The sequence below is a fragment of the Ruegeria arenilitoris genome (genome assembly GCF_013032445.1).
GTDB classification, from domain to species: domain Bacteria; phylum Pseudomonadota; class Alphaproteobacteria; order Rhodobacterales; family Rhodobacteraceae; genus Ruegeria; species Ruegeria arenilitoris_F.
In genome coordinates this window covers 364,454-379,541 of the sequence record NZ_WQCA01000004.1, presented here as the reverse complement: position 1 = coordinate 379,541, position 15,088 = coordinate 364,454, and the positions used below count along the sequence as shown (strand labels likewise).

The following is a 15,088-nucleotide window of genomic DNA, read 5'->3' as shown; positions in this document are numbered from 1 at the left end:
AGGAAAGATCGCTCGCCAGCCGAGGCACCTTCAAGCAGACACGCTCCGCCGCTCTCGCCGAGTGGCGCGAACTTGGTGTGGCATAAAGGGCAGATCTACTGGCCTAGTTGAGACTGGTTCGAATTTGTATGACAGCACCCGCTTGTTTTTCGAACCGTGAAGCAAGCCTTAAAACAGAAATCCGTGGGTCCTGAGCCTAGGGCGCGTTGCCAGAAATGTACGCGACCTGACAGGTAAGGACGAAGTTTGCGACAGAACCTTAAAACCTGAGCTCAGAGGATTGGCTCGTCCCACCTGGTGGAGTTTTGGTCACCTGCTGCAGGCATTGGACAGGCTTCGTTTGGCATTGCCGTTTTCTTCATGAAAAGGCAGCCACAGGCCATACAAACTCTGGGGTCATCTCGCGCAACTACCAGTGCCAATCGGTAAGCAAGCGTTTCGGGGGCATCCTTTAACTGATCACAGCCCAAACAAGCGTTCCGTCGCCGCTCTAACGTTTCAGAATCTACTTCTTTAAATCCTTGTGTACTCCATTGAATATAAGCATTCGCTGATTTCAAAGCCAATTCCGCAATGGAATCTGTGCTCCGAGTGTCAGCCGGTCCACCCGCCTCTAATGGCACAGAGAATTCAGTATTTACTGGGTCATTTAACATTCGGTCACGCCATTCACTTTGACTTCGAACACCAATAAGTGTTTTGGCAAAAGTTTGGTCCGCTAAAAACCGCGCTGCGACTTCCGGTGTAACAGGTTCAGACAATTTAATCGCGCGACCCAACGCCCCTCGAATCGCGCCGAATGTCTTGTGTTCCAAAACTTCTTTTACTATCGCAGAAATACCACTTAAAGATGAATTTTTCATAATTGTTCCCCAATTGGTGGCTTGTTCTGTGGAGGCATTAAAGAAGGATTTTGCTTCAGTGCGCCCAGTTTCTTAGCAGGGTGAAAGGTCTTTATCTCTTTTTAATCAGTTACCTAAAGATAAGAGCCGCTCCGTTTCCAGCATTCGTAATCAACTATTTTCTGGTCAAGACTGACTGTCGAGTCAAGCCAATCTAAAACTGTCGACATATCATTTTGACATTGCTAACGTTGCGAACACGTTAAAGGTAAATTTTGTTCTGTGACTTATATGGTGACACTAATGAGTATGGGTGGGGATGTATCTAGCACTTGCATAGCGAGCTTCCATTTTCTCTGCGAAGTGCAAAAGATCAATATTTCAAGAAAACACGTTTGGAAGACAGGCGTTTTTGATGCGCCGTTTGGAGAGATAAAAGTCGGCGAAAAATTCCGCTCAAACCATTACAGTTAGTCAATCGCTGTGTGGCTATAATGCTTTCCAGAACGAAGGAAAATCCGACTTAAAAAAGGCCGGAAATTTTCGCGATATTCGGCGAATTCTAGGCTCTTGTCCGGACCACAGTGGATTAATCTTTCCCAAAAGCGAATAAATCAAACTTCTGCAAGTGGCACCTAGTTCGCGCAGCAGTAACAACGGATTTCCGCCGAAAACCCTTAACAGCTCTACTCGAGGAGAAGTTTTTACGAATTTTCTGCCTTCCAAAAAAATTCTAAAGAAACTCACTGAATTGGGGGACTATCAATGCGTTCTTTTCAAACCAACGGCACCGCTCTGGATGTTCAGGATCTGACTCTTTCAGGTGATTTTACTATCGAAGCTTGGGTATTTATGCCCACGGGATCTGGAATAAACAACGCAGATGGCATCGTTGCCAGCCCCGGGCAGGACATTAACTTTTTTGCTGGCCAAGTGCGTGTATTTGATGGTGGTGATATTGTAGTCGCCAACTCTACAACGACCGAAGGGGTTTGGACACATTACGCTATTACGCGCGCAGCAGGTCAAACCAGAATCTACATTAACGGTGTGTTGGATGCCACCTCTGGCACAAATTGGACCAATGACTTCACAATTGAAACTCTGGCCGAAGGGTCTGCTGCTGGAGGACTTGAAGGGCAACTGGATGAAGTTCGGATCTGGGACGTAGCGCGCAGCGACAGCGAAGTCGCGGACAATTACGACAAGACTGTGGATCCCGGCAGTGCAGGCCTACTGCGCTATTACGACTTTGAGGGCGCTAACCAATTTATCGTGGACCGTACAGGCAACGCCGAAACTGAAGAGGTTCTGCCTGCCCCAGCGGGAACTAACGTGGTGAGTTCTGGCGCACCCATCACCGTCGTACCGATAGCAATCGCTATTGAGAACGCAAGTTTCGAGGCCATCACTTTGGCGGACGGTCTGGCCGATACTGCGATCACCGGCTGGACACTAAGCGGCGATGTGGTCGGGACCTGGAATCCCACAGCAGCCTTTTTCCCGGATGAAGCCCCCGACGGTGAGAACGTCGCCTTCATCGATAACGGTGGTACAATTTCACAAACCCTGACCGACACCTTTGAAGCGGGTCGCAGCTATCAGCTTACGGTCAGTGTCGGCAATGAATCCAGCGCAGGCTCGAGCAATGGTTGGGAAATCCGCTTATACGCCGGAACCCAGCTTTTGGGCAGCGTGGACGCAACCAGCGTCACCCCGGCAGATGGCACTTTTGGAGACGCTGTCCTAACGCTTGATGGCTCCGATCTGGCGGCGTTTTCAGCCAACTACGGTCAAACATTGACTGTGGAAATCTTTGACGCTGTTGTTGACCCTGAAAACAATGCTCAGTTCGACGACGTCCGTCTGAACTATGTGCAGGCGGATACATACCCGGTCAACACTCCGTCGAGCGATCGCGCACTCTCAACCAGCTCAACTGCCGTTGACATCCCTGACGTTACCCTCAGCGGTGATTTCACGGTTGAAGCCTGGATTTATCTTGCGCCGGGTCAAGTCATTTCGAATGACGACGGGCTGGTAGCTGGTCTGAATAACGACATGAACTTTTTCGCGCAGCAATTCCGTGTCTTTGATAGCACTGCAGGCAACGACATCGTGGTTGCGAATACAGCTGCGACGGCCGGGACATGGACGCATTACGCCGTGACGCGCGAAGCGGGCGTTACCAAAATCTTCGTCAACGGTGTGCTGGATGCGACTGCGGCCAACCCCTACACTAACGATTTTATTATTGAACAACTGGCAAAGTCGAACACGGACGCGCTCAACGGGCAACTCGACGAAGTACGCATCTGGGACGTTGCGCGCAGCGAAACCGATGTTCTTGCGTCCTACAACAAAACCGTAGACCCCTCCTCGACCGATCTTCTCCGCTATTACGGTTTTGATGGCACAGGAACCGACTTGGTCGATCTGACCGGAACCACTCCTGCTCAGGCATTGCCCGCAGGAGTGTCATTCGTAAACTCAGGTGCCCCGCTTGTGGACAACAATGCTCCGGTGTTTACCAGCGATACCAGCGTTTCGGTAACCGAAGGCAATACAGATACGACCTATGCGGCTGCGGCCACTGATGCTGACGGCCCACAGCCAGTCAGCTATTCAATCGAGGGCGGTACGGACGCGGCATTTTTCACCATAGACGCCACCACCGGTGCCCTGAGTTTTGCCTCTGCACCAGACTTCGATTCGCCGGGTGATGCGAATGGCGACAACACGTACGAAGTGATCATCGGAGCTTCGGACGGAGCAAACACAACAGAACAATCTGTAACAGTAACCGTCACTGATACGGGCGCCCCAAGAGCGGTCGCAATTGAGAACGCAAGTTTCGAAGCTATTGTTCTGGCCGATTTCGCTTCAGTGACCGCAATTGATGGCTGGTCGCTCAGCGGTCCAAGCATGGGAACGTGGAATCCGCGCGCCGATTTCTTTCCCGACGAAGCCCCCGACGGTGAAAACGTCGCCTTTATCGATGATGGAGGCGCCATTTCGCAAACCCTGACCGAGACCTTTGAGGCAGGTCGCAGTTATCAGTTGTCAGTCAAGGTCGGTAACGAGGTCAACGCAGGGTCCAATAATGGTTGGGAAATCCGCCTGTACGCAGGTACCCAGCTACTTGGCAGCGTGGACGACACCAGTATCAGCCCAGCTGACGGCACGTTTGAAGATGCTATACTGACACTGAATGGTACCGACTTGGCTGCATTCTCGGCCTATTACGGTGAAGCGTTGACCATCGAAATCTTTGATGCAGTTGTCGATCCGGAAAACAATGCACAGTTTGATGATGTGCGTCTGAACGTTGTTGATGCCGACACCTATCCAACCGGTGGCGGCGGCACACCCGATATTGTCAATGTAGCAATCGTCAATGCTGGGTTCGAAGCCCAAACGCTTGCCGATTTTGCCGCAGAACAGACTATCGACGGTTGGGACCTGAGCGGCGCGGGAATGGGTGTATGGAACCCACGCGCTGACTTTTATTCAGACGAAGCACCTGAAGGTGAAAACGTCGCTTACATCGACGATGGCGGAGCGATTTCTCAAACCCTGACCGAGACTTTCGAAGCGGGCCGCAGCTATCAATTGGCTGTGCGCGTCGGCGACGAAGCCACTGCAGGTGAAAACCTGGGTTGGGAAATTCGCCTTTATGCCGGGAACCAATTGCTGGGCAGCGCGGGCAACGCGGATTTCAACCCTTCGGATGACAGCTTTGTTGACGTCACAGTTACTCTGGATGCGACTGATCTTGCCGCCTTCAGCGCGAACTACGGCGAGGCATTGAGGATTGAACTGTTCGATGCAGTTGTAGCGGGTGAAAACAACGCACAGTTTGACGATGTGCGCCTGACCTATGTCGAGGCGGACACCTACCCCGACGGCGATGGCGGCAACCCCGGCACAGGTACTGAACGCGCTTTGTTGACGGCAGGGGTTCCGATTGATGTGCCGGACCTGACGTTGACCGGAGATTTCACAATTCAGGCGTGGATTTATAATACGCCAGGTACCGAAATCTCGAATGCGGACGGTCTGGTCGTAGGGCCAAACAATGACGTGAACTTCTTTCAAGGACAGTTCAGACTCTTCGACAGTACAGCGACTGAAAATGACATCGTCATTTCCAATCAGGTCGAAGCGCCGGGTCAGTGGACTCACTATTCGGTCACGCGCGAGAATGGTGTCACCAGAATCTATGTAGACGGCCAGTTGAACGCGACCTCTACAACCAACTGGACCAACGATTTCACGATCGACAAAATCGCAGGTTCAGTTTTCGGTGAAGCGAACGGAACCGGTCTGACTGGTCAGCTTGATGAGCTGCAAATCTGGGATGTGGCCCGCACACAGACACAGATTTCCGACGATATGGACGGCGGCGTTGATCCGGCGAGCGCGAACCTGTTGCGGTACTACAATTTTTATGGCGATGCGAACGAGGTTACCGATGAAACGGGCAACAGTGCTAGCGTGCCGCTGCCATCCGGGACCAACTATGTTACTTCGACCGCCCCGATTGACGGAGCCGGAGGCGGCACCGGAGCGGGTGAGTTCATCGACTCTCAGGTGGTCAGCGGACTTTTCCTGCCGACCGATCTGGCCTTCCTGCCTGATGGCCGGATGCTTGTAATTGAAAAAGGCGGTCTGATTAAAATTGTTGATGATCCCACACAGCCCGGCGGGACAATCGAGACCTATCTCGACCTGACAAGTCAGACGCTCAACAATGAAGAACGTGGGCTATTGGCTGTCGAAGTCGATCCCGAGTTCGAGACGAACGGCTACGTGTATTTCTACTACACTATGCTTGAGGATGGTGAAGGCAAGACTACTGTCTCGCGGTTCCAGCATATTGAAAACGGTGGCGGAGCAAGCAGCCGCGGTGACCTGTCCACTGAAACCGTTATGTGGCAAGAGAACGACGTTACCAGTTCCTGCTGCCACCAGGGCGGAGGGTTGTCATTCGGGTATGAACCAATTGACGAAAACGACCCAAGCCCCTGGAAGATGTATATTGTCACCAGCGATGAGTTCACACCTGCGAATTCTCAGGACCTGACGCATCCGGACGGCAAGGTACACCGGGTCAACAAAACCGATGGCTCGATCCCAACGGACAACCCATATTACGATCCGGTTGCGGCGGCGGCTTATACGCCGGAAATCGATGCAAGCTCGGCTATTTCGACGTCCGTTGAGAACCTAGCAATCGACTCGGAGGGCGTATTGACCACGATTCACTCACATGGTCTGCGCAACGGCTGGCGCAGCAGCTACGATCAGGAGTCCAATACCCTGTTCATCGGTGAAGTCGGCGGCAACAACAACAATACTTCGGATGAGGATATCCACATCGCTGTGGCCGGCGCCGATTTTGCCTGGGGTCCGAATGATTATCCTGGTTTCGACGGCGAAGGGTTCCTGCCCGACGCGAATGATCCGGGCAACCCGATCCATTCCTACCCGCACCTGAACGGCCCCGGCCAGGGTGATGGCACACAAAACGGTGGTGCGTCTGTTACTGGCGGTGTCGTTTATCGGGGGGACGAGTTCCCGGACGAATACGTTGGTGCATATTTCTATGGCGATTGGGTCCGGAACTGGATCCGCTATCTGGAAATCGACTATTCCGGTGAACGACCGGTTCTGGTCGAAGATCATTTCTTCAAGAACGCCACCGGCCAGGTACTTGCCTTCGAAGAAGGCCCGGACGGAGCGTTGTACTATATCACGACTTTCCAGACCGGGAACGTGTTCACTTTCGAAGGCACCGTCAATCGCATCAGTTTTGAAGGCGGCAACGGCGCGCCGGAAGGTACCGGGATCGTTCTGGATCCCGGCGAGGACAGCAACCCAACGGCTCCCTATGAGGTGACCTTCGAAGCCGACGTCACTGACCCGGATGGCGATGCTCTTTCCTACTTGTGGTCCTTCGGTGATGGGGATGACCTTGACGGCGACGGTATCGGCGATACCGCGATCTCGACCGAACAGAATCCGACCTACACATACAACGAATTGGGTCAGTATGTCGTCGAACTGGTCGTAACTGACGCACAAGGGGCGGCAACTGTATTTGACTCGCGGGTTATTACGGTCGGTAACGCGCCTACACCTGAGATTCAGTTGCCACTTGATGGCGGAACCTACCGCGCGGGACAGACCATTACATTGGAAGGTCTGGCAAATGACATCGAAGACGGCTTGATCGACAGCAATGATCAACTGATCTGGTCAACAACCTATCAGCTTGGTGACATCCAGCGGCCCGGACCAATTGACGGGACAGCAGATCAGGTTGGCGGGGTCAGCTTCGTCACCCCGGACTCGGGCAACCTTGAAAGCTTCCTGAACGGGATCACCGTGTTCCTGACGGCGACCGACGACGATGGCCTTTCAACGACGACGCAGGTAAGCCTTACTCCTGAAACCGCCGAACTTTCCTTTGACGCGCCGGTTCAAAATTACACTTTCTTGTTCGACACGCGTCCGGAAGTGGGCGATTTCACTTTCGACTCGGTTATCAACTTCAATCACACAGTTGAAGCGCAAGAGACTTACACTTCAGATGGGTTTGAATTCACGTTCATTGGATGGGAGGACGGTGAGACCAGCCGCATCCGCTCAATTACTACACCAGAGGCAGGACAGAGCTTCCGACCGCTTTACGAAGTGACGGGTACGGTCGGTCAGGCATTGGCCCTGAACGGAACAGACCATGTAGACATTCCGCAACTCGTACTCGGCGAAAGCGGTGCGGACTTCACCATTGAAACATGGGTCAAGTTCACAGACCCGACGATCGATAATATCGATGGTTTGGCGGGCTCTGGTAGTTTCGGTCAACCTGGCGCAAACGATATCAACTTTTTCAACGGTCAAATCCGCATTTATTCGAACGACTGGCCCGATGGCAACGATCCGATTGTCGCCAATTCAACAAGCCAACCAGATGTTTGGACACACTATGCCATCGTTCGTGAAGGCGGTGAACTGAAGATTTATATCGACGGTGTACTAGACCAGACGGTTGCGACTACCTGGTCTGGCCCGTTCACAATCGACCACATTGGCGGCACGGTTCAAGCTGGCGGCTTGCAAGGCGAAATGGACGAATGGCGCGCCTGGAGTGTGGCGCGGACAGAAGCGGAAATTCTGGCTAACAAAGATGACCCGTTGTCCGGACCGCAAACCGGTCTTGAACGTTACTATGCGTTCGATGGAGATCTTAGCGATACCACGGGCAATTCGTCCCCAGCCACTCTTCCTGCTGCTGGCTCTCTGGTAACTTCTACGGCACCGATTGGCTCCGGGATAGACCCGGACGAGACCAATCTGTCGATAATCGACGCAGACGTAGACGAAGGCGACAATGGCACAACCGAGCTGGTGTTTACGGTTCTGCGTCAGGGTGATCTGAGTGGCGAAAGTACGGCGCAATACGATACTGGCGACGCGACAGCAATTGCTGGCTCTGACTATGAGGCCGCAACTGGTACGGTAACCTTTGCCGCAGGTGAAACACAAAAAGAAGTCCGGATCACGGTCTCATCCGATACGGTTTTCGAACCAAACGAGACGTTGTCAGTCACACTGTCAAACCCGACTGGCGCAGTTCTAAACCGGGCTATTGCCACCGGAACAATTCTGAATGACGACGCCAACCCCGGCAACACAAGTGTTGTTTACGAATTGGACAATGGTGAAAACGGGTTCAACGGGGATTTCGACGGCAGTTCGGGCGCACCGCAGATCATTGGAGCAACACCGCTTGGTTCTCTCACCAACGGTGGGCTCGAAGTAGTGGCTACTTTCGATGATCTCGATGGCAATCAGGGGATCGTGTCGGCGGACGCATCGTTCTTTGGAACAGGCGGGCACATCAACTTGCGCTCGCTAGGAGATGACCTGGAACTCCGTGCGCAGAATGGATCTGGCACCACCGGGGAGAGCTTCACAATTCTTGCCGAGGATATCCTAACCGATGGTCAACCAACGCATATTCTAGTGTCTTTCGGTGAGGATGGCCTGACGCTATATGTCAACGGCGTCGATGTAGGTAGCGATCCAAGTACAGTTTCGCCCTCGGGGAATACCGAACAGCTTGTGCTCGGCGGCAACAACTTTGCCAGTACTCCCGGTGATACCGATAATCTAAGAGAACCCTTTAACGGTACCATCGAACGTTTTGCTCTCTACGACGGACAACCGGATGATGCCGATGCTCAGGCTCTCTCTGATGCGGCGCTCAACCCGATTGTCACAGTGGCCAATGACGACCTTGCAACCACAAACGAGGATACACCGATCAGTGTCGACGTTGTAGCCAACGAGACTGCTGACAATGCCGGTGCAATCACATTGGTATCGGCAACCGACGGAGCAAACGGAACAACGTCCATTGTGGACGGAGAAGTCGTCTACACGCCAAATGCTGACTTCAAAGGCGCGGACAGCTTCACTTATGTGATTTCAACTCCGGAAGGTGGAGAAGCAACCGCGACGGTAAACGTTACCATTGATCCTGTGAACGACAATCCGGTCGCGGTCGACGATGACGCAACTGTCATTTCAACAGCTGCAGAAACTCCGATTGATGTACTGGCCAACGACAGTGACGTGGATGGCGACAGCCTTATCGTCACCGGTGTTACCAATGGCACCAATGGTGGCATCGTGACGCTAGTGGACGGAACGGTTGTCTATAACCCGAATGGATTGGGCGTGGGCGCGACCGATACGTTCCAGTACACGATCGACGATCAGAACGGTGGCGTACCACAGATGGCAACTGTCACGGTGACGGTTCTCGCCGAACCGAATGCTGATCCGGTTGCGGTCGCAGACGACGTCGTGACCTCTGAGGACACCCCGCTGAACTTCCAGCCTGGCGCAAACGACACAGATGCCAACGGAGACATTGTGGTTGCCTCGTCGATCTTCTCGCAACCGACCAATGGTACTGCGGTTGTGGAGGCAGACGGCACCGTTACCTACACGCCAAACGTGAATTTCAATGGCATCGACAGTTTTGAGGTAACGGTCACCGATGGTCTCGGCGGGTTTGACACCGAAGTCGTGAATGTGACGGTCAATCCCGAAAACGATCCTCCCCAAGCCAATGACGATGCGGCAACCACTTCCGAGGGCAACGCAGTGGCCATCGACGTTCTGGTCAATGATGGTGACGTGGATGGTGACTTGTTGGTAGTCCAGTCCGTCGGCAGTGCAAGCAACGGCACTGTTGTGGATAATGGAAACGGTACGGTCACCTACACACCGAACATCGGCTTTGCCGGCGAAGATACGTTCGAGTACACTGTGTTCGACGGTACCACGACATCCACAGCAGAGGTCACAGTCACTGTGAACTCATTCCCTGTACCCATTGTGGACAAAGCAGCTCAGGTATTGTTCGATGGCACCAACGGGTCTGTCATCGAGCTGCCCCATGATCCGATCTATGCGTTGAGTGAGGGAACGATTTCGTTCGCCTTCAACGTAGCTGACACGAGTGGTGCTCAGGGCTTGTTCGCCAAAGATGCTTCAGGTTTCGCGGGAGGTGGCAACCACTTCGCCGTTTACCTCAACGGTCCGGAGCTGAACATTCGTTATCAGGACGAAGAAGCGTCGGAAACGCTTACCATTCCCGGGATCGTGGCCGGTCAAACATATGATCTGGCAATGACCTTTGGGCCTGAAGGTGGTCGTGTTTACCTAAACGGTACGCTTGTAGCGAGCGCAGCGTTGGTTATGGACTGGACTAACAATGTAGAGTTCATCCAATGGGGCGGTCGTGGTTGGGCCAGTGATAGCGGGGCGGCAGGTTTTGACGCTCCGTTCGAGGGCAACATTGAAGACCGTAAGGTGTTTAACGTTGCCCTGAACGACGAACAGGTCGCCGAACTGTACAATGCGGGGTCGGGCAACAACGCGCCCATTGCCGTGGACGACGTCCTAGTCGTGGACGAGGACGGTTCAGCCATTATCGCGCCAGGCACCAATGATACGGACGTGGATGGTGATACGATCACAGCGACCGGAATTGCCAGCGGTGCCGCGAATGGTCTGGCCGAGGTAAACCCTGATGGAACGGTGACTTACACACCAAATCTGGACTTTTTTGGTGAGGACAGCTTCGACATCATTGTGTCGGACGGCAATGGCGGGACAGCACAATCTTCGGTCGATGTTACGGTGAACCCTTTGGATGACGATCCGGTCGCATCTGACGACGACGCGGCAACGCAGCAGAACGAAGCCGTGGTCATCGCCGTTCAGGACAACGACATCGATGTTGATGGAGATGCCCTGACGGTAACACTGGATCCCACCAGTGAACCTTCAAATGGTGTGGCATCAGTGAACGCAGACGGGACTATCACGTATACTCCGAATACCGGCTTTATTGGGTTGGACAGCTTTGACTATGTCCTGTCTGACGGCGATGGAGCAACGTCGACCGCTACGGTTACGGTAAATGTCACTGAAGAAGCGCCCGACCCTGTGCCGTTCTTCGCGCGCCCCGGCGTAACAAGCTTCGATGGCTCGACAAGCGCGGTGGAAAACGTCGCACATGGCCCGGAGTTTGAGGTTCCAAAAGGAACTATCGCTTTCTCGTTCGTAGATAGCGATCCCAACGTGCGTCAGGGTCTGGTGGTAAAGGATGCCTCCGGATTCACCGGGGGCGGCAACCACCTTGCGGCTTACGTTGATGACGGCGATCTGATTGTTCGTTTCCAGGACGACGCAAACAGTGAGGAGTTCGTCTTCAACAACCTCGTGGCTGAACAGGAGTACGAGGTGGCTCTTGTGTTCGGTAACGGTGTTGAACTCTGGGTTGACGGTGTTCTGATCGACTCGAATTCGGGCTTCACGACGGACTGGACGCTAAACCAACAGGTCATGCAGATCGGCGGTCTCGGCTGGGCCAGCGCGAGCGGCGACGACGCCTTCACAAACCCGTTCTCTGGCGAAATAGCAGACCTCGAAATCTACAGCGAACGCTTGGACCAAGACCGCATAATAAGTTTGGCAAACCAGTCTTCTTTTGACCCGATAGCCTGATTTTCGACCTTTACAAGGTTATACTGATGGACGCGAAGCTAAGATGAAACTTAGCTTCGCTTCAAATTTAGGCTAACAGGGGCGTCTACACCTTCAGAGCCAGTGGCACCTATTTTGGCTCCAGTCTTCGGTAACGGGGCCGGCGAAAGCAAGCTGTTTTGCGCAGAATAGTTGATCCGCCAAAGCGGTGTAGTATTTCCTTGTTAGTGTCCGTCCTGCTTTCTGTTACGACCTACTGATGGATCCTTCGGGTAAATGCTTCGGTCTCAGTCGCCCGGGAAACGGGGCTTAGACGTGATAGACGTCGATCACGTGGTGGATGTGATCGTTTTTCAGATCCACTTTCTTATCGGTGATCAACGGTTTCGGTCGACTGCTGTCGATCGTGTAGAACGACGTACCCCGTTGGGTACTGGAACAGACCCCAAGAACAGTCGAGTTCGGCTCCTTCTGCCCCGTCTTTCTATCCTCAACTGTATGGCGCTTTCGACATTTGGCTACGGTCTTCACATTGATGCCAAGCTCGCGGCTCAATTCCGCGTTCGAAGCTTGCGATCGCTGTATGGTTGCTCGGATGGTGTGCGTTGTCGTGGCGCAGCCTTGACGTATCTGTCCCATAAGGCATCCTTTCATTCCATCAAATGGATCGCACCATCAGACCGTGGGATCAAATTCCTAAGGAAACGCCCCGCGATGAACGAAGTTTTTTATTACGACGCACAGCGACAAAGAGTGCTTTTAGCGTCACTAAGAAAAATTTTGATCTTTCCTTGGCTATTCTGTTTTATAGCCAAACCGTCAACCACAGGAGAATCCGCATGCCAGTCCCGACCGAGCGTGCCAAGGCCAAGTCAAAGGGCAAACCAACCGAGTTGGGGCAGGCCATCCGGCGACGGCGTAAAGCTATGGGGTTGACGCTTGATCAGGTGGCGAAGTCCTCAGACCTGACGACTGGTTTCCTGTCACAGGTGGAAAGAGGGCTCAGCTCGCCGTCTCTGACGTCACTGATGGCGATTGCAGCAGCATTGCAAACCAGCATCGAACAGTTGCTGAGTGTGCCCAAAGTCTTTTCGGAATATGTGCCGAAGGACAAACGACAAACTTATTCCCTTGGAACACGCGGGCGTTTTTACGAAAAACTGGGGCCTGGATTCTCGGGCGCCTTGTTTCACCCACAGGTCGTTCACCGCCCAGCGGGTCACGTTTCCGAGAAAATGTGCCATGATGGCGAGGCGTTCTGTTACTTGCTTTCAGGTCAGTTGGAATATCATCTGGGGGACCAGATTTTCATCATGTCCCCAGGGGATGTCGTGCACCACGACACCTCAACACGGCACTATTCTGTCGTACTTGGAGAGGCCGAGGCGGTAGAACTGTGGGTCACAACTTCACCCATTAAGGACACAGGGTCCTCGTGACGAACTGAAACTGGTTAAAAGATAATTTGGAATTCCTGAATGGTAAAATCTTTTTACTCTTCACTAAAAAAATCTTTAGTAATTTTAAGAATCACTTATTGTCTCTTGCAAGGTTGAATCAGAACTATTGCGGGAGGATGAAGAGAATGAAGCTGAAGACGGTATTAGGAATAACCGTTGCTGCAACCCTGGCGATGCCAGTCGTGGCGCAGGAACGAGGCGGCACGCTGAACTTTGCCCGCTATGATGGTTCACGACTGATCGACCCAATTTATGCAGACCGCAACCCGGATATCTGGATGGTCGGCAGCTTGTTCGACACGTTGCTGCGTGGCAGCGCCGACGGGAACTCGGTCGAGCCTGGACTGGCCGAAAGCTATTCTGTTTCCGACGATGGCAAGACTGTCAGTCTGACCCTGCGCGAAGGCGTTCTGTTTGCTGATGGCTCCCCCCTGACCGGCGAAGACGTTGTTTTCTCGCTGGATCGCGCGCGTAACCCGGACCTCAGCCCTTGGGGGGGGTTGCTGGGCTCAATTGAATCGGTCTCAGCAGATGGTAACACAGTCACCCTTTCGCTAAGCGCTCCGGACCCAACGATCCTGTCGATGCTGGCCACGTTCAACACGGCCATTGTGTCCAAAGCAGCATTTGATTCTGCGGCTGGTGATACCGATCAGGACAAATCCGCAGCGATTTTTGCCGCAACAACGGCCGGGGTTGGCTCTGGGCCGTTCTATTTGTGCGGGTTCGAACAAGGCGCTTCGATGGATTTCTGCGCCAACGAACACTACTGGCGCATGGGGGCGGACGGCAAAGCACTGCCCTATCTGGACGGCGTGCACTTTGAGATCGTACCAGACGACGCTACCCGCATTCTTCGCTTGCAGGCTGGAGAAGTTGATGCTGCCGAGTTTATCCCCTTCAGCCGCGTAGCTGAGTTGGAGACCGATCCGAACATCAACATGCAGCTCTATCCTTCGACCCGGATCATATATTCGCCTATCAACACGCGCGAAACCCGTGCCGATGGTTCTCCGAACCCAATGGCTGATCCGCGTGTACGGCAGGCGCTAAACTATGCCACTAACAAAGACGCGCTAATCGGTGTGGTTCTGCACGGCGCGGGCCAACCCATGAGTTCGCCTCTGATGGCAAAGGCGACGCAATATGCTGCCGACCTGAACCCGCTTTACGCGTATGACCTCGACAAAGCCAAGGCCCTGATCACTGAGGCTGGCGTGCAACCCGGGACTGAGGTGACGTTGACCACACTGGCCGGATCAGCGGATGACGCGACGATCTTTGCGGCTCTGCAGCAGATGTGGGGTGAGCTTGGCCTCAGCCTGGTTGTCGAACAGGTCGATAACGCCACGCGCGGTGCAAAGAACCGTTCGGGTGAGTTCGACATTCACACTTACGGCTGGGTGAATGATGTGAACGACCCAAGCCAGGTTGTTGGCTGGCTGGGCTACACGCCAACTGCCAAAGCTGTTGGCACCGGCTGGGAAAACCCAGAATTCAACGAGCTGTTCGAAAAAGCAGCAAGCGAGATGGATCCCGAAGCGCGCAAGGCACAGTTTGCCCGGATGCAGGAGATCTATGCAGAGGCAGCCCCGTTGCTGTTCATGTACGAAACTCCGTTTGCAGTGGCCCTGGGAAAAGCTGTTGATGGATATGTCCAGACTCCGCTGGGCAACAATATCTTCGACGAAGCGACTGTAAGTCGTTAATCTC

4 protein-coding genes and 2 pseudogenes are annotated in these 15,088 nt (G+C 53.5%); 4 read left to right on the top strand and 2 right to left on the bottom strand.

Annotated elements, in window-relative coordinates; translation table 11 throughout:
• A pseudogene (locus GOW98_RS26460) lies at positions 1-86 on the top strand (IS6 family transposase); the annotation flags it as partial.
• Between the two features lie 186 nt (positions 87-272).
• Here GOW98_RS26460 and GOW98_RS07895 read toward each other — a convergent pair.
• A complete protein-coding gene (locus GOW98_RS07895; RefSeq protein ID WP_170330705.1) occupies positions 273-863 on the bottom strand; it encodes a hypothetical protein in 591 nt (196 codons plus the stop codon).
• Between the two features lie 744 nt (positions 864-1,607).
• On the opposite strand from GOW98_RS07895, the gene GOW98_RS07890 reads away from it, so the two are divergent.
• Entirely contained in the window at positions 1,608-11,936 is a 10,329-nt protein-coding gene (locus tag GOW98_RS07890; RefSeq protein WP_170330703.1) for a LamG-like jellyroll fold domain-containing protein, read from the top strand.
• A 426-nt stretch (positions 11,937-12,362) separates the two neighbouring features.
• Here the strand turns inward: GOW98_RS07890 and GOW98_RS26455 are convergent.
• Positions 12,363-12,554 (bottom strand): annotated as a pseudogene (locus GOW98_RS26455) (IS481 family transposase); the annotation flags it as partial.
• A 200-nt stretch (positions 12,555-12,754) separates the two neighbouring features.
• Between GOW98_RS26455 and GOW98_RS07875 the strand changes: the two are divergent.
• On the top strand, positions 12,755-13,354 hold the full coding sequence (locus GOW98_RS07875) for a helix-turn-helix domain-containing protein (protein WP_170330701.1): 600 nt from the start codon (positions 12,755-12,757) through the stop codon (positions 13,352-13,354).
• 146 nt (positions 13,355-13,500) lie between these two features.
• Positions 13,501-15,084, top strand: coding sequence for an ABC transporter substrate-binding protein (locus GOW98_RS07870; RefSeq protein ID WP_217359450.1), 1,584 nt, complete (start codon positions 13,501-13,503; stop codon positions 15,082-15,084).
• Positions 15,085-15,088 lie beyond the last annotated feature (4 nt).